The sequence below is a fragment of the Parafrankia sp. EAN1pec genome (assembly GCF_000018005.1).
Classification (GTDB): Bacteria; Actinomycetota; Actinomycetes; order Frankiales; family Frankiaceae; genus Parafrankia; species Parafrankia soli.
The window spans coordinates 7,039,069-7,054,359 of the sequence record NC_009921.1 but is presented as its reverse complement, the minus strand read 5'-3'; the positions used below and the strand labels follow the sequence as shown (position 1 = coordinate 7,054,359).

At 70.4% G+C, this 15,291-nt stretch carries 14 protein-coding genes and 1 pseudogene; 10 read left to right on the top strand and 5 right to left on the bottom strand.

Features of this window, described 5'->3' with window-relative positions:
* Window positions 1–108 precede the first annotated feature (108 nt).
* Window positions 109–801: a TetR family transcriptional regulator gene (locus tag FRANEAN1_RS28740; protein WP_198145387.1), complete on the bottom strand. Its 693-nt coding sequence runs from the start codon at window positions 799–801 to the stop codon at window positions 109–111.
* A 166-nt stretch (window positions 802–967) separates the two neighbouring features.
* Between FRANEAN1_RS28740 and FRANEAN1_RS28735 the strand changes: the two genes are divergently transcribed.
* Window positions 968–1,804, top strand: a complete 837-nt coding sequence (locus FRANEAN1_RS28735) for an oxidoreductase (RefSeq protein WP_020463257.1) — start codon at window positions 968–970, stop codon at window positions 1,802–1,804.
* A 154-nt stretch (window positions 1,805–1,958) separates the two neighbouring features.
* Here FRANEAN1_RS28735 and FRANEAN1_RS42605 read toward each other — a convergent pair whose 3' ends face one another.
* Both FRANEAN1_RS42605 and FRANEAN1_RS42600 read right to left on the bottom strand, forming a co-directional pair.
* Entirely contained in the window at window positions 1,959–2,120 is a 162-nt protein-coding gene (locus FRANEAN1_RS42605; protein ID WP_041256624.1) for a response regulator transcription factor, read from the bottom strand.
* Complete coding sequence (locus FRANEAN1_RS42600; protein WP_049795784.1) at window positions 2,120–2,452, bottom strand: LuxR C-terminal-related transcriptional regulator; 333 nt, start codon at window positions 2,450–2,452, stop codon at window positions 2,120–2,122. The genes FRANEAN1_RS42605 and FRANEAN1_RS42600 overlap by 1 nt, the downstream gene beginning before the upstream one ends.
* A gap of 126 nt (window positions 2,453–2,578) precedes the next feature.
* On the opposite strand from FRANEAN1_RS42600, the gene FRANEAN1_RS28720 reads away from it, so the two are divergent.
* A complete protein-coding gene (locus FRANEAN1_RS28720) occupies window positions 2,579–2,965 on the top strand; it encodes a response regulator (protein WP_041254889.1) in 387 nt (128 codons plus the stop codon).
* 62 nt (window positions 2,966–3,027) lie between these two features.
* Here FRANEAN1_RS28720 and FRANEAN1_RS28715 read toward each other — a convergent pair whose 3' ends face one another.
* Entirely contained in the window at window positions 3,028–3,366 is a 339-nt protein-coding gene (locus FRANEAN1_RS28715) for an EthD domain-containing protein (RefSeq protein ID WP_041256623.1), read from the bottom strand.
* Between the two features lie 1,193 nt (window positions 3,367–4,559).
* Between FRANEAN1_RS28715 and FRANEAN1_RS28710 the strand changes: the two genes are divergently transcribed.
* From FRANEAN1_RS28710 to FRANEAN1_RS28690, 5 genes and pseudogenes are all read left to right on the top strand, one after another.
* Window positions 4,560–5,435 (top strand): hypothetical protein, encoded by an 876-nt coding sequence (locus tag FRANEAN1_RS28710; RefSeq protein ID WP_347176799.1) that lies wholly within the window; start codon window positions 4,560–4,562, stop codon window positions 5,433–5,435.
* A gap of 235 nt (window positions 5,436–5,670) precedes the next feature.
* Window positions 5,671–6,186, top strand: a complete 516-nt coding sequence (locus FRANEAN1_RS28705; RefSeq protein WP_020463251.1) for a SigE family RNA polymerase sigma factor — start codon at window positions 5,671–5,673, stop codon at window positions 6,184–6,186.
* Entirely contained in the window at window positions 6,186–6,980 is a 795-nt protein-coding gene (locus FRANEAN1_RS28700; protein ID WP_020463250.1) for a hypothetical protein, read from the top strand. Before FRANEAN1_RS28705 ends, FRANEAN1_RS28700 begins: the two co-directional genes overlap by 1 nt.
* A gap of 71 nt (window positions 6,981–7,051) precedes the next feature.
* Window positions 7,052–9,553, top strand: a pseudogene (locus FRANEAN1_RS28695) (molybdopterin-dependent oxidoreductase).
* Window positions 9,554–9,773: 220 nt separating this feature from the next.
* On the top strand, window positions 9,774–10,223 hold the full coding sequence (locus FRANEAN1_RS28690) for a pilus assembly protein TadG-related protein (protein WP_020463247.1): 450 nt from the start codon (window positions 9,774–9,776) through the stop codon (window positions 10,221–10,223).
* Window positions 10,224–10,282: 59 nt separating this feature from the next.
* Here the strand turns inward: FRANEAN1_RS28690 and FRANEAN1_RS28685 are convergent, their stop codons facing one another.
* Window positions 10,283–11,425, bottom strand: coding sequence for a hypothetical protein (locus FRANEAN1_RS28685; RefSeq protein WP_020463246.1), 1,143 nt, complete (start codon window positions 11,423–11,425; stop codon window positions 10,283–10,285).
* A gap of 1,175 nt (window positions 11,426–12,600) precedes the next feature.
* On the opposite strand from FRANEAN1_RS28685, the gene prfB reads away from it, so the two are divergent.
* From prfB to FRANEAN1_RS28670, 3 genes are all read left to right on the top strand, one after another.
* Window positions 12,601–13,701, top strand: coding sequence for a peptide chain release factor 2 (prfB, locus tag FRANEAN1_RS28680; protein WP_041256622.1), 1,101 nt, complete (start codon window positions 12,601–12,603; stop codon window positions 13,699–13,701).
* Between the two features lie 437 nt (window positions 13,702–14,138).
* The gene (locus FRANEAN1_RS28675) at window positions 14,139–15,008 is read left to right on the top strand and encodes a polysaccharide deacetylase family protein (RefSeq protein WP_020463244.1); all 870 of its coding nucleotides are present in this window, start codon (window positions 14,139–14,141) and stop codon (window positions 15,006–15,008) included.
* Entirely contained in the window at window positions 15,005–15,247 is a 243-nt protein-coding gene (locus tag FRANEAN1_RS28670) for a hypothetical protein (protein ID WP_041254888.1), read from the top strand. The genes FRANEAN1_RS28675 and FRANEAN1_RS28670 overlap by 4 nt, the downstream gene beginning before the upstream one ends.
* Window positions 15,248–15,291: the final 44 nt, after the last annotated feature.

Here is a 15,291-nt window from a genome sequence, read left to right as displayed (position 1 = left end):
GCCTGGCGCGCGCCCCTCTGCGCCGGTCTCGGGTGAGACGCCCGCTGGGTTACCGGCCCTCCGAACGCGGCACTGCCTTCGGAATCGGCTGCCATTCGGAATCGACTGTTATGGAGTGTGGGTGCCCTCGATCAGAATGCCGACCAGGAAGGTCGCGACTGCTTGCTCAAGTGCCTCGGCGAAGGGGACATGCATGAACGCCAGGCTCGGATCGGCGGCGTAGGCGGCGAGGACGGCGGGGGTGGGATGACTGCGGGTCCACAGGGCTCCCACGAGAACGATGATCATGCTGGCTGCGCGGGCGGAGCGTTCTTCCCTGAGCTCGGGGAGCAGGTGTCGGAGGAGCGTGGCGAGTCCGACCAGGCTGTCGCGTGCGCCCTGCTTGTACCGGGTCGCGACCTCGATGGAGACGTTGCGCTCCAGCACTCCGGCCTGTGCGCTGAGCAGTTCGCAGAGCGTCGGATGAGTCGCGAACGAGGTGGCGAGTGTGCTGGCCACGGATTGAGCTCTGCTGTGCGGCGGGGCGGCCGGGTCGACGTTCGACTGTAGTGCCTCGTCGATCTCCGTCAGGAACTCGGCGGCGGCGTGGTCGAGGAGGTCGAGGAGCACGGCCTCGCGTGACTCGAAGTAGCGCAGCACGTTGGACTTCGCCAGGCCGACGCGGCGGCTCAGCTCGTTCAGGCTCAGCGCCGCGACGGGCATCTCGTCGAGCATCGCGGCGGCGGTCTGGAGGATGCTCTGCCGCCGCACGGTGCGCTGCTCCTCGCTCCTGGCGCGTTGGAAGGCTGTCACGCCACCCATCCTAGAAGACCGCCGGTCTCTTGACTGGAGACCGGTGGTCTCTTATGGTAGAGACCGATGGTCTGATAGATGCTTCCCGGCTCGTTGGGCGTCGGTCAGTACCTGCTCGGGCAGCGCCCCCGGCCTGGCCGGAGCGCGGCACCACGGCACCGCGAAAGGAACTGACATGATCAAGAAGGTAGCTCTGGTCACCGGCGCCTCCTCCGGCATAGGCGAGGCCACCGCCCGGCAACTCCATGAGGCCGGCTTCATCGTTTACGGCGCTGCTCGCCGAGCCGACCGGATGACGGCGCTGGCGGCCTCGGGCGTACGTACGCTCTCGCTCGACGTCACCGATGAGACTTCGGCCAAGAACGCGGTCGCAGAGATCCTCGCCGCCGAAGGCCGCATCGACGTTCTTGTCAACAACGCCGGGTACGGCTCATACGGCGCGCTGGAAGACGTCCCGATGCGCGAGGCCCGCGCGCAGATCGAGGTCAACCTGTTCGGTCTGGCCCATCTGACTCAGCTGGTGCTGCCAGCCATGCGTGCCCAGCGCAGTGGCACCATCATCAACATCAGCTCCATGGGTGGACGGTTCGCCACACCCATGGGTGCGTGGTACCACGCCAGTAAGTACGCCGTCGAAGGACTCAGCGACGCGTTGCGCCTGGAGCTCAAGCGGTTCGGCATCGCTGTCCTGCTCATCGAGCCGGGCTCGATCCGGACCGAGTGGGGCGCGATCGCTGCCGAGAAGCTACGCACCACCTCCGGCCAGGGGCCGTACGCCGAGCAGGCGAACGCCATGGCCGCGTCGCTGGAGTCCAGCTCACGCCCTGACGCGCGGATGACCTCACCGACCAGCGTCATCGCCAAAGCCGTCACCAGGGCGGCCACCGCCCGCCGACCCCGTACCCGCTACCGTGTCGGCTTCGGTGCCCGCCCGCTCATCCTCCTCAGCAGGATCCTGCCCGACCGGACCTTCGACGCCCTGGTCAAGCGCTCCTCCGGCGTTCCGGCCTGAACCGCCACCGCGGCCACTCCCGCCTGTCGAGCCCGGTTATCGCCTCATCGTCACCAACGGCATGGCCGACAACTGCGAGATCAACGGTCTACGGGTTCGCGGGGTGCCGCTGTACCGGCTGGACGGATGTGGGGACGCCTGACTGGCGCGGGACCTAGGCGCGCAGGAAGCGTAGGACGGCGAGCACGCGTCGGCGTTCGCGGTCGCCCGGCGTCAGGTCCAGCTTCGTGAAGATCGAGGTCACGTGGGCCTCGACCGTCTTCACCGCGAGGTAGAGGTCGGCGGCGATGGCGGTGTTGGAGTGCCCGCGTGCCATCAGGGCCAGCACTTCTCGATGGCACGCTCGGACAGGAACAGCGTCCGCGCGATGGCGGCGTTGTTCTGACCGGTCGCCATGGCGCTGAGGACCTCGTGTTCACGAGCGGTCAACGTGGCGAGCGGTCCCTTCTCGCGAGTGGTGTGGGCCAGCAGGCCCTTCACGACCTTCGGGTCCAGCACCGACCCGCCGCGGGCGACCTCGCGAAGGGCGCGCACCAGTTCGTCGACCTCGACGACCCGCTCCTTCAGCAGGTACCCGAGTCCGGCGACGCCGTCGCGCAACAGTTCGTAGGCGTACTCGTGTTCGACGTACTGCGACAGGACGACCACCCGACGCCGGGGTGCTCGGCTCGGATGCGCTTCGCGGCCGAGATGCCTTCCATGGTGTTCGTCGGCGGCATCCGGATGTCGGCTCGGCCGACGTTTTCCGTCCCGCAACGACCGGAAGGGCGACGCATGGCCGTTCATGTGATCGTCGTCGACGACCAGGAACCGTTCCGGGTCACGGCGGCCTCCGTGGCCGAGGCCACCGAGGGGTTCGAGCTGGTCGGGACCGTCGAGACCGCCGAGGAGTCGGTCGCCGCGGTCGCCGCGCTCGCACCCGACCTGGTGCCGATGGACGTCAACCTGCCGGGCATGGACGGCCTCGCGGCGACCCGGCTGCTGCGGGTGTCCGGTGCGGTGAGTTCAGTGGTCCTGATGTCGTCGTACGACGCCGACCGCTACGCCGACGTGGCGACCGAGTGCGGTGCCATCGGATACCTGACGAAGGTCGACCTCGACCCGGACGGCCTGCAGGCGGTCTGGGACCGAGGTCGACGACGGCCCGGGCCGTCGACATAGCTCTACCAGCCCAAATTTGAGAACCTCGACCGGCGGGTATGCGGTGGGTGCTCCCGGCGTCGTCATCGGCGCTCGTCGACGATGTAGGTGCGAATGGATGAGCGGTCGACGAACCGGGCCTCGTCCTCGGCGATGATCCGCCCGACCTCCTTGCCGGCGAGGGCGTCGACCACCTTCCGGTACATTTCCTCGTTCTCATAGGTCAGCTCGGTCATGACGTCGAACAGACGCTCCGTGGCGCGACCTGGGGCCATGTGACCGGTCCGGTGCTCGGCGCCCTCCACCGCGAAGTTGCGCCGGTAGTCAGAATGGAAGGGCAGCAGTCTGCTCACCAGGGGAACGTGTTTTTCCTCGTAGTAGGCGACGAACTCGTTCATCGTGAGGTCTGGCCTGCGGCTCATGAGGGACACGATCTTGATCACATGCTCTCCCTGGAGATCGACGGTTCGACCGCGACCACGAGCGCCCCGTCCAAGCCGTGCAGAAAATCATGTGGTGCGTGGTGCGTGGTGCGTGCGGGTGGGCCACGAAGCCACCGTGGATGACGCAGGTCAGTATGGCGGAGAACGTGGCTTGCACGGCCAGTCCACCGCGGTCATCGACGCCTACCGGCCGACTGGCCAGGCGTCTGACCAGGGTCTCCTGCTCTCCTGCTCTCGGGCTTCTGCGCTTAGTGGCACCGCGCCGCCGCAGGCGTCAACTGGGGCTGGCCCGAGCTCATGGCGGAGACCAAGGCGTCAGCGCATCCTCCGCTACGGACCGGCTGGACAGGGTGTGCTCGGTGCTGACACGGTCATGGCGCTGCTCGCTGCGTTCGGTCGGCGCCGGCCGGAAAACTTACCGGTCGCAGACGCCGGCGGATGCCCTCGCTTGAGTCATGTGATCCGTTGGTTCTGCCGGTCCGGTGAGCCGATACTCCGGGCTTGGGGCTTGGATCTGTGGTAACCGGCGCTGGCTCGCCCGCGCCGGGTGTACGGCCCCACGGACAATTCTCCGACATGATCCCGAGTGCGGTGCCGGGAAACAGCGCTGCCCGGTCCCCGCCGAGCTGCGGCGCCCCACCCAGAACACCCCGGATCACGCTAAGGCGCAGCTCACGGGTACGGCAGTGTCAATGGCATGTCCCTCCACCTTCCGTCTGCGCGCCCGGATTTCGCCTAAGGACCACCCGCTGGCGGGACGATCTCGGTGACGACGCCTGACCCACGCGTGGGGGGTGAACCTTGCGTAACCGGGAGCACCCTCGCGGTTGTCGAGTTGTTGCGTAGTGACGCGGGGTGTTGGGGAAAGGTTTGGTCGAACGCGTCAACCTAATTACGTCAACCGTCGCTCTTAAGAGGTGGAAAACACCCGAACGGCAGCTGGGCTATCTCGGCGCGCGGCGCCGCCGTGGCCAGCGCCTACCAGAGCAGGAGCGTCAATGACGGATTGTTCCGACGGCCCTTCCACCATCCTTTCGAAGCGAACGGTCCCTCCGGATGACGCGGCGCGAGGGACCAACCAGGAGGGATCCCATGGATCCCGGCGGCGTCCCACTGCACGTCGGCTGTCCCGCACTCTCGGCAGGCTGACGGCACTGGCCCTGACCGGGCTCGTGACCGTGGCGGTCGCCGGCCCGGCGACCGCCGCCGGCCCGGGAGGCGGCCCGGGAAGCGGTGGCGGTGGGAAGCCGGCTCCGAGTGTGGACGGGGTGCAGGTTGGCTGGCTGCCCAGCGGCGTCAGCTTCACCGGCGCGGTGCCGAGCACCCGGATCGAGAGCGAAGTCATCATCGGCACGTTCGAGGGCGGCGGCACCAGCATTCGACTGACAGTCCAGCGGGATACGCCCGAGGCGACGCTCGATGACGTGGCCAACGCCTACGCGCAGTACTACCCCAGCAGCCAGCGTGGACGGGTCGCGCTGCGGGACACCGAGGCTGTCACCCTGCTGGCCAGCGGCGGCGGTATCTCCGAGATGACCTGGGTGGAAGGCGACCCGTCCGTCGTGCTGACCGTAAGCGGCCGGGTCGGTGAGAACGGGACCACCCCGCCGGGCCTGCTGTCCGAGGCCGACCTGCTCCGCATCGCCGAGTCGCTCACCGTCGGCCCGGCGCCGACGCCGACGGCCTGGCAGAGGCTGTCGGAGCCGCTGATCCGCGTCGCGTTCGCGGTCGGTCTCAACAGCTCCGAGGCTCCGCCGCGGGTGCCGCTGGCCGCCGTGGAGAACGGCCAGCGCCTGGTCGGTGTGCTGGAGAAGTTCCGCACCACCTACCCGGGGCTGACCGCGCGGGTCACCGTCAACCAGATCTACTTCTGGGCGCAGGACCACGCCTCGGTCAGGTTCACGGTCGCCTACACCTACCAGGGCCGGTCCGGTTCCATCGGCAGCACCGGCGAGGCGGTCTTCACTCACGGCTCGTGGAAGGTCTCGGAGGAGACCTACCACAGCGTGCTGGGGCTCGCGTCCCTGCTCGGCAGCGCTCCCGCGTAGCCCGTCGACCGGCGGCTCCCCGGAAGCCGCGCGGCCAGGGGGCGCCGCGCCGCCGGAGCCAGTGACTGCCGGCCCGGCCGGCGGCGGCGCCACGGACACCCCGTCGCGCTGCTGCTGGCCGACTCTCGGCTCGGCGCGCCCAGCGGGGCGGCGGCTCGCGTCATCGCGGGCCGCCGCCCCATCGACGTGCACGCAGCGGTGCTGGGCGGCGCGGGCCAATCAATGGGGGCATTGGATGGACGAGGCGTCCCACGAGTCGTTCGAGGATTTCGTCACTGCCTCGGCCGACCGTCTGATGAGGACGGCCTTTCTGCTGACCGGTAACCGCCACGCGGCCGAGGACCTGCTCCAGGGTGCCCTGGAGCGCACCTACCAGCGCTGGGGCAGGGAACGCATCATCGCTCCGGAGGCCTATGTCCGCCGTGTGCTGGTGAACGCGGCCTCGAGCCGGTGGCGGTCGCGACAGTTCCGGGAGGAGCCGTTGGACGCGGCGGCCGAACGGGCCGGTGCGGACGGCATGCCGGATCTGGCGATGCGGGACCAGGTGCTGAGGGCACTGCGCGAACTACCGAAACGGCAACGCGCGGTGGTCGTCCTGCGTTACTTCGACGACCTGCCGGAAGCCGCTGTGGCCGAGATCCTCGGATGCAGCGTCGGCTCGGTGAAGACCCACGCGTCGCGGGCGCTGGCCCGGCTGCGTGGGAGCCAGCATCTGGGGGATGTCCGCGTCCGAATCGAGAGGAGGCGTTGATGCCGGCCGACAACGCTTACCCCGGCCCCGGCCCCGGCCCCGGTTCAGGCCCCGGCCCCGGCCCCAATTCCGGGTCCGGGTCCGGGTATACCTCCGCATCTGATCTGGCCTTCGAACAGATGCTGCGCGAACTGCTCGACCGGGCCACACGGTCCGTCGTGGCACCGGCCGACCTGACCGTCAGGGTGTGCGCACCGGCTCCGCCGCGTCATCAGCGAGGACGGCGCAAAGCACTCGTGCTCGTAGCGGCGGCGCTGGCCACGAGCTCGGTGATCATCGGCGGCCTGACCGTCGAAAGGCATCTCCCTTCCGACCATGGGCTGAACGTCATCACACCGGCGGCCGGAAGCCCGCTCCCCGGACCGGCCACCGGCGCGACCGCGCATCCGGGCGTTCCGCCGGCCGGGTTGGCGACAGTCCCGCCAGCTGACCCCGCGCCGCCGGACCAGGCCACCGCGGACGAGATCACGACGGCGTTCACCGAGGCATTCGACGGGGACGACAACATCGACGACGGGTTGGCCTACGTCCAGAACGGCGAACGGTACCGCGACATCACACGGGGTTTCATTCAGCGTTATCCAGGTGTCATCGGCAACCTCAAGGTACAGCTTGAGAACATCACGCCGATCGCCGGCAACCAGGCTCGAGCGACCATCATCCTCACCCACACCGACCCCCAACTCGGAAGGAAATGGGGGTACCAGATCAAGCGAGAGGTGGTAGCCATCCGCGTCGACGGCCATTGGTTGGTGAGTTCCGGAACGTACTCGTTCCTCGTCGGATCCGCCTGATCGGAAGCGTCCGTACACCAGGGCGCACCACCCGGAATGTGCGCCGGGAATATGTGATCCTGCCGGACATGATGAAGAGAACAAGCGCGGGTACGGGTACGGGAACGGCCGCCGGCTCGGTGACTGCCCTGCGGGTCTGCCCGCTGTGCGAGGCGACCTGTGGACTGGAGCTACGGATCACGGACGGCCGGGTGACGGCCGCCCGTGGCGACGCGGAACATGTGTTCAGCCGTGGCTACCTCTGCGCCAAAGGAGCCTCCCTGCCGCAGTTACTCGGCGACCCCGACCGGCTTCGCCGTCCGCTGCTGCGCGACCGGGCCACCGGTGAGCACCGTGAGGTCGACTGGGAGAAGGCGTTCGCAGCCGTCCACGCCGGGCTGCGGCGGGTGGTCTCCGCCCATGGCCCGGCCGTGGTCGCGGCCTATCTCGGCAATCCGAACGCGCACTCGATGGCCGGCGCCCAGCACAGGCCGGCGTTCACCCAGGCGCTGCGGACCCGCGCCGTGTTCAGCGCCTCCACGGTCGACCAGATGCCCATGCACGTCGCATGCGGCCTCGTCTTCGGTCACCCCTCGCTCATCCCGGTGCCCGATCTGGACCGCACCGACCACCTGCTGATGCTCGGTGCCAATCCGGCGGTGTCCAACGGCAGTCTGTGCACGGCGCCGGACTTCCCCGGCCGGCTGGCTGGAATCCGCGCGCGTGGCGGGCGGGTCGTCGTCGTCGACCCACGCCGCACCCGCACGGCCGCCCTCGCCGACGAGCACCTGCCGATCCGGCCCGGGACGGACGCGCTGTGGCTGTTCGCGATCGTCAACGTCCTCGCCGCCGAGGGGCTCGTCCGCCTCGGCCCGCTCGCCGCGCACCTGTCCGGAGCGGACAGCGTCGCCGAGCTTGCCGCGCCGTTCACCCCGGAGCGGGTCGCCGCGAGCTGCGGAATCCCGGCCGAGACGACCCGGCGGACTGCTCGCGAGCTCGCCGCCGCGCCGCGAGCCGCCGTCTACGGGCGGATGGGCACGACCACGGTCGAGTTCGGCACCCTGACCAGCTGGCTGACGATCGCCCTCAACGCGATCACCGGCAATCTCGACGTCCCGGGCGGCGCCATGTTCGGCCGGGGTGCGCACGGCCGCGCCGACCGCGTGGGCGGCGGGCGGGGCGGCGGGCGCGGGTGGCGCACCGGGCGCTGGCACACCCGCGTCCGCGGTCTGCCGGAGGTGATGGGCGAGCTGCCGGCCGCGGCGCTGGCCGAGGAGATGGACACCCCCGGAGACGGCCGCCTACGGGCGCTGTTCACCATCGCGGGCAACCCGGCGCTCTCCACACCGGACTCCGCCAGGCTCGCCGCGGCACTGGCCCAGCTGGACTTCATGGTGAGCGTCGATCCGTACCTCAACGAGACGTCCCGGCACGCCGACGTGGTGCTGCCGCCGGCTGATCCGGCCGGGGTCGGGCACTACGACTTCGCGCTCGGCGCGCTGGCGGTGCGCACCGTGGCGACCTATTCGCCGCCGGCGCTGCCGCCGTACCCGGGCGGGATGGCCGAGCACGACATCCTGGCCCGCCTCACCCTCATCGCCCTGGCTCTCGCCGACGAGCCGGCCAACGCTGCCACCACAGCCACCGCCGGGCCGGCCACCACCGCTGAATCAGGCACCACCGCCGAGCCGGCCGATGTCGACGCGACAGCCGACGCGGAGCTGCCGGTCGAGGACTCCCGGCCAGCCGATGCCGCGGTCTGGACCGACACCGCCGTCGCGGCCTTCCACGAGTACCTGATCGAGGAGGCACTGCGGCGGGCGGTCACGGAGCCCGGCTCACCTGTCGCCGGGCGGGACGTCGCCGAACTGGGCGCTCTCGTGGACGGCGACGGCGCACCGGAACGCCTACTCGACATCGCGCTTCGCACCGGGCACTTCGGTGACGCGTTCGGTGCGCGGCCCGGCGGGCTGAGCCTGGCCACGCTGCGGGCGAACCCGCACGGGATCGATCTGGGACCGCTCGAGCCGCGGATCCCGGCAATGCTGCGGACGGCCAGCGCGACGGTGGAGCTGTGCCCCGACCCGATCGTGGCCGACGCCGCCCGCCTGCACGCCGCCCTCGACGCCCACGAGGCGGCTGAGGGCCGCGAGCCCTCCATGACCCCGGGTTCCCCAGAGGCACCGGAGAGCCCGGGCAGCCCGGGACTGACCCTGATTGGCCGGCGTCACCTGCGGACGAACAACAGCTGGCTGCACAACGTCCCGGAGATGGCCCGGGGACGAGATCGCTGCACCCTGCTGGTGCACCCCGACGACGCCGCCCGCCACGGCGTCCGCGACGGCGGGTCAGCCCGGATCACGTCCACCGCCGGCTCCCTCGACGTCCGGGTGTAGGTCAGCGACGAGATGATGGCCGGTGTCGTGTGCCTGCCGCACGGCTGGGGCCACGGCCTCGCCGGCACCCGGATGTCGGTCGCCGCCGGACACCCCGGAGTGAACACGAACATTCTCACCGACAGTTCGCGGATCGACCCGCTCTCCGGTACCGCCGTGCTCAACGGCATCCCGGTGTGGATAGGACCGGTGGGCTGAACGCCGGAATCCGGCTGCCGTCCTCGGGCCGGCGCACACCCGGCACACCGGTGCGGGCCGTGTGCGTGACGCCGCGGCGTTAAAGTCCAGACACGTCTCTTTACGGCGGTGGATGTCCGGCTCGTTTCCTGCGCGGCGGACGTCCTGGCGGTGGCCGGCGTCGGTACCGCGGCCGGCCCGGGAATCCGTCGACCGACGGATGGCACCTGGGGAGCATGGGATGGCTGACGCGCGCGAACCGGTCGACCGCGACGGCGGGACGATCCTCATCCTGACGCTGGGCTATCTGATGCTGGCCGCGATGCTCGCCGTGGTTGTCACCGACGTGTCCGCGCTGTATCTGGCTCGTCGTTCCGTCGCGTCCGCCGCCGACGGCGCCGCCCTGGCCGCTGCGCAGCGGATCGACGAGAACGCGATCTACACCGCTACCGAGAATTTCGAGGCACTGCCGCTGTCGGACATCGTCGACGCCGTCGACGAGTACGAGGCGCAGGCGGACCCGTCCGGCCGGACCGCCCTGGATGCTTCTCTCGTCGACGCGACGACCGTCCGGGTGGAGGGCAGCCGGGTGGTCGAGCTGCCGGTGGTTGGTTTCCTCGGCGTCGGCCCGGTGACCGTGCGCGCGGGCGCGCAGGCCCAGTCGCTGGTCAGAACGCCCGCCGAGCCCTGAGCCGCCGAGCCCTGAGCCGCCGAGCCCTGAGCCGCCGAGCCCGCGGCCCAGGCCGCGGCTCACATGTCCTTGCGGCCCGACATCATCTCGGCGCGCGGCGACGGGACGGCCGTCGGTCCGCCGGCGTGGGTGAGGGTCACGTCGCGGTCGGCCACCTCGCGGTCGGCACCGTCGCCGGGGCTCGGAGCCGCTGCCGGAAGCGCGATCCACCCGGCGGTGGCCGCCACGAGATCGTCGAAGCCGTGACCTGTCCGGATCTCGGCCAGGTCGGAGACGTCGCGCACCAGGCGGGCGACCCACTCGGCCGGCCGGCGGGCGGCCAGGGCGACCGCGTCGGAGGCGTGCTCGACCGCCTCGTCCCGGTCCGGGAAGTCACGGGCGATCGCGGCCCGCGACTGAGCCATCCGCACCGAGACGATCATACCGGTCTGGCCGCTGCGGGCGATGAGCGACGCGGCCCGGTCGAGGTAGGGAGCCGCCTCGTCGGCTGCGCCGACGGTGGTGAGTGCTTCTGCGCAGGCGAGGGCCAGGTCGGCGGGTGAATAGGTGTCGAGGCTGAACCCGGGACGCCCGTGCACGTCCTCACCGAGCTCCGCCATGGTGGCCCAGGCCCGGGCCACGGCGTCGCGCACGCCCGCGGCGTCACCGGCGGCGGCACAGGCGCTGGCGGCGACCTTGCCCGAGATCAGGGCCCGGGTGGGGCTGCGGCCGGCGATCCGCGCGGCCGAGCCGGCGATCTGCAGGGCGACGGCCGGGCTGTGCGGGCGCACCACCCGGGCGCGCAGTGCCAGTGCGCGGGCGGCGAGCGGGCCGTCTCCGGCCGCGCGGGCCAGGGACGCGGCGCGGTCGGCGCGGGCCGCGGCTTCGCCGTGCCGGCCCCGGTCGTACGAGGCGGCGGCGGCGGCGGTGGTGACCGCCGCGTGCAGCCACATCCAGTCGATGGCGGCGCGCCCCCGCAGCCGGTACTGCTGCGGGATGGTCCGACTGGTCTCCTCGAGCGGCTCGAGGGTGGACGCGGTGGTGGCGAGATCGACGGTCTCGTAGTTCGCGACGGCCGCGCGCAGTGCCCCGAGGCACGCGTCATGCAGGCTCGAGGCGGTCTCGTGACCGGCGGCCGGTGTCGGGCTCTCGGGGCTCATCGGGACCACGGCCAGTACGCCGGTCGTGAGCAGGACCGCACGTCGATCGACGCCAATCGACACGAGGGGACCCTCCGTTCGCAATCCGCTCGCCCGTGCCCGCTCGGGTGTCTTCCGGGCATCGGCGGCCGGCTGTTGCGAGTGCGCATATCCGCTGACCTCACGTCTGTTGCCGTTGTGTCGTCTGCATGTCCCGTCGCCGGTGACGGAGGCGCCGCGCCATGACGGGGCGCCGCCGGTGGCCGCCGACCGATGCCGGCTGCCGATGCCGTAGGTCTGTTGTCGCCGGCCGCTGCCACTGTCGTCGGACGCTGCCGTCGCGGACGGCGCCGCCGTCCGAAAACGCGGCGCGCTGTCCGAAACACCTGGCGTCCCACAATGTCGCGAGAACCCACGATGTCGCGAGAAGGAAGGGTCGGCGTCATCCTCGACGCATTGGCCGATTCGGCGGCTTCGTCGCCGCCAGGGCTTCATCGCCCGTGCACGATGCCGTCACCCACCGGAACGGTGCCCGCGGCGGTGCAGGCATCAACCGGCGCGGGCTCCCCCCGGCACCATGTCGCCCGGCGGTTCCGTGGGCCCGCGGACCTCGTTGTCCACCGGCCTGGGAACCGCCGCGCCGTGCGTCGCCCGGGTGGGCCCGGAAGGCTGCCCTGATCCGTTCGGATCTGATCCGTTTGGACCATCTGCCGAGTCGGACCGAGGCTCCACCAGCTGTACCCGGGCTTCTCACCGCGCTGCGATGCAATCGACGATATCGCTTCGCGCTGTCTCGGGAGTGGTTCGGGTGCGGGGCGTGATGTGGAACGCACCTTGCCCGTTGCCGTCCAGGAAACATCGCGCTCGATTTAGTGCGCTTGATGTGACCTCGGAGCCGCGATGTTAACCGAATATTTCGGCGTGCCGTTGCATGTTTCTTCCCCGTGACCTGCTTCTCGGGGCGTTCGATGGTTCGAAAGGCGGTCCCAACGGACCGTCCGTCCCGGGCGCGACGGGACCGCCGACGGGCGGTGGCACCGCCGCGCGACGGCGCGGAGGCGGTGCGTCCCGCGGCGGTGCGGATCCGGCACCGCGGTGCGGATCCGGCCCGGTGGTGCCGCCGGTCCCGCGCGTGGGAGACGCGGGAGAGCCGCTCCGGGCCGGGCGCCGGCTGATCGCGGCAGCCCGCGGGCGGGCTGGTGGAGGGCCTGGATCAACCGTTCGTCGGCTCCCGCGTGCACGCCGGTAGGCTGGGTCACATGGCCGTCGACCTCTCCGAGGAGATCAAGAATCTCGACGCGACGCTGGCAGGTATCGCGACCGTGCTCGATGTCGAGGGTCTGCGTCGCCGCGCTCAGGCGCTGGAACAGGAGGCGGCCGACCCGGACCTGTGGAGCGACCAGGATCGCGCCCAGGCGGTGACGAGGCGGCTGTCCGCTGTGAAGGGTGACATCGGCCGGGTGGAGGGCCTGCGCCGCAGGCTCGACGACCTCATCGCCGCCCTCGACCTCGGCGACGACGACCTGCTCACCGAGGCGGCCGCAGACCTCCCCGCGCTGGCGCGTGACATCTCCACGCTCGAGGTCCGCACCCTGCTCTCCGGCGAGTACGACGAGCGTGACGCGATCGTCCAGCTCTCGGCTGGCGCGGGCGGGGTGGACGCGGCCGACTGGACCGCCATGCTGCTGCGGATGTACCTGCGCTGGGCCGAGCGGCACGGGTACGCCACCGAGGTCTTCGACACCTCCGAGGCGGAGGAGGCCGGTCTGAAGTCGGCCACCTTCCAGGTCAAGTGCCCCTACGCCTACGGAACGCTGCGCAGCGAGCACGGTGTGCACCGGCTGGTGCGCATCTCGCCCTTCGACAACCAGAACCGGCGCCAGACGTCGTTCGCCGGCGTCGAGGTGACTCCCGCCGTCGAGGTCTCCGACCACGTGGACATCGACGAGAAGGAGCTCCGGATCGACATCTTCCGGTCCTCCGGACCGGGTGGCCAGGGCGTCAACACCACCGACTCCGCCGTGCGGATCACGCACCTGCCCACCAACATCGTCGTGACCTGCCAGAACGAGCGCAGCCAGCTGCAGAACAAGGCCGCCGCGATGATGGTCCTGCAGGCCAAGCTGCTCGAGCGGCGCCGCGCCGAGGAGGCCGCGGAGAAGCAGCGCCTCACCGGCGGCCCGCAGGATGTCTCCTTCGGTTCACAGATCCGGAACTACGTGCTCCACCCGTACCAGATGGTCAAGGATCTGCGGACCGAGGTCGAGACGTCGAACACGAACGCCGTTCTCGACGGGGATATCGACGACTTCATCGACGGTGAGATCAGGTGGCGCAGGGCCACCGAAAAGCAGGGCTGACAGGTCTTTTCCGTGGCTTCCGGCCATGATTCGGTAATCCCACCGGTCGTTATCAGTCGGAAAGCCGCGGACTTTTCCCAGCCAATCCCGTTCGCTGGCGTGAACAGATCGGTGACCGCACGGGACGCGGATCTTCGGCCGGCCACGTTTGCGTACCGGACCATTACCCTTCGCCCTGTCGAGGCGGACATCGAGGGATTGGCTCTCCGGCCCTGCGCGTGTAGAGTAACGCTCCGTTTGGCGTCATCGCTCGACGTGGTTCCCTCGGACCGGTCGGTAGGCGCGGGATGGGGGCATCACGTGGATTCGCGGTTCTGCCGCTCGTGGCACACCCGGTCGAAGTACTGTCGTTCCACGTACTGCCGACTGAGCTTCTTCGACGATACGGCGGGTGGAATGTCCGAACTCACGGTAGTCGCTTCGGGGCGTGACAACCGATGACCGGGATGTCGACGGCCACGGCGGCTTCGCCGGACGGAACGTGGCCCACAAGCTCTCCGGGCGACGGCTCGCCGTCGGCGCCGTGCCGGTCCGCGCTCCCCGTGCTGATGTACCACAGCATCGGTGACTCGGTGAGCGCCGACTTCCGCAGGTGGGAGGTGCCCGCGGGGGTCTTCGCCGAGCAGCTCGGCAGCCTTGTGGAGCACGGCTACACCGTCACCAGCCTGTCCGACGCGCTGGCGAACCCGCGGGAGCGCCAGGTCGCGGTGACCTTCGACGACGGCTTCGAGGATTTCGTCACCAGGGCGCTGCCCGTTCTCGCCGAGTTCGGTGCGGCGGCGACCCTGTACGTACCGACGGCCTACGTCGGTCAGCGGGCGCGCTGGCTGGAGGCGTACGCCGAGCGTGAGCTGGCCCTGCTCGACTGGCCCGCGCTGGCCGCGCTGGCCGACCGGGGGATCGAGATCGGCGCCCACGGCCACCGGCACGTGGAGCTGGACGTCGTGCCGCCCGCGATCGCGCGTTACGACGTCACGGCGAGCATGCGCACGATCGCGGAGGAGACCGGTCACCGTCCGGACAGTTTCTGCTATCCGTTCGGTTACCATTCACCCGGTGTCCGGCAAATCGTCGAAAGCGCCGGATTCGGTTCGGCGTGCGAGGTCGGATACAGAATCCATCGCCGGAGCCGTTCGCGTTTCCAGGTCAGCCGCCTGATCGTCGGCCGGTCAGTCGGCGCGGCCGACATTCTGCGGCTCGTGACGGAGGGGCATCGCGACGCGGCTCTCGCCGCGCGGCGCAGGCTCCGGGCCGGATGGCGTGCCTACCGTTCGATCCGGTGGCGCCTGGGTGTGGAAACTGCGTGAGCGGGCCGCCCAGAACGGCGGTCATCGTCTGCTGTCATCTTGTCGAGCGATGGGACCTGCTGACCCGGGCGCTTGATTCGCTCGCGGCTCAGGAACACCGTCCCGATCAGATCGTGGTCGTCGTCGACGGCGATGACGAGCTGTACGACCGAATCATCGCGCGAGGTGGGCCGGAGTTGTCGCGCCCGCTGCCGGTGCGGCGACCGGTCGCCGCCGAGGTCGGCCAGGACGCACACTGACCACATGGCCTCCGCGGCCGGGCCACCGCGCCCGGTCCGCAACG

Excerpts from the sequence above, each read along its gene's own strand:
- FRANEAN1_RS28740 (WP_198145387.1), bottom strand. The coding sequence starts at position 801 with ATGGGTGGCGTGACAGCCTTCCAACGCGCCAGGAGCGAGGAGCAGCGC.
- FRANEAN1_RS28735 (WP_020463257.1), top strand. The coding sequence starts at position 968 with ATGATCAAGAAGGTAGCTCTGGTCACCGGCGCCTCCTCCGGCATAGGC.
- FRANEAN1_RS42605 (WP_041256624.1), bottom strand. The coding sequence starts at position 2,120 with ATGGCACGCGGGCACTCCAACACCGCCATCGCCGCCGACCTCTACCTC.
- FRANEAN1_RS28720 (WP_041254889.1), top strand. The coding sequence starts at position 2,579 with ATGGCCGTTCATGTGATCGTCGTCGACGACCAGGAACCGTTCCGGGTC.
- FRANEAN1_RS28715 (WP_041256623.1), bottom strand. The coding sequence starts at position 3,366 with ATGAGCCGCAGGCCAGACCTCACGATGAACGAGTTCGTCGCCTACTAC.
- FRANEAN1_RS28705 (WP_020463251.1), top strand. The coding sequence starts at position 5,671 with ATGGACGAGGCGTCCCACGAGTCGTTCGAGGATTTCGTCACTGCCTCG.
- FRANEAN1_RS28700 (WP_020463250.1), top strand. The coding sequence starts at position 6,186 with ATGCCGGCCGACAACGCTTACCCCGGCCCCGGCCCCGGCCCCGGTTCA.
- FRANEAN1_RS28690 (WP_020463247.1), top strand. The coding sequence starts at position 9,774 with ATGGCTGACGCGCGCGAACCGGTCGACCGCGACGGCGGGACGATCCTC.
- prfB (WP_041256622.1), top strand. The coding sequence starts at position 12,601 with ATGGCCGTCGACCTCTCCGAGGAGATCAAGAATCTCGACGCGACGCTG.
- FRANEAN1_RS28675 (WP_020463244.1), top strand. The coding sequence starts at position 14,139 with ATGACCGGGATGTCGACGGCCACGGCGGCTTCGCCGGACGGAACGTGG.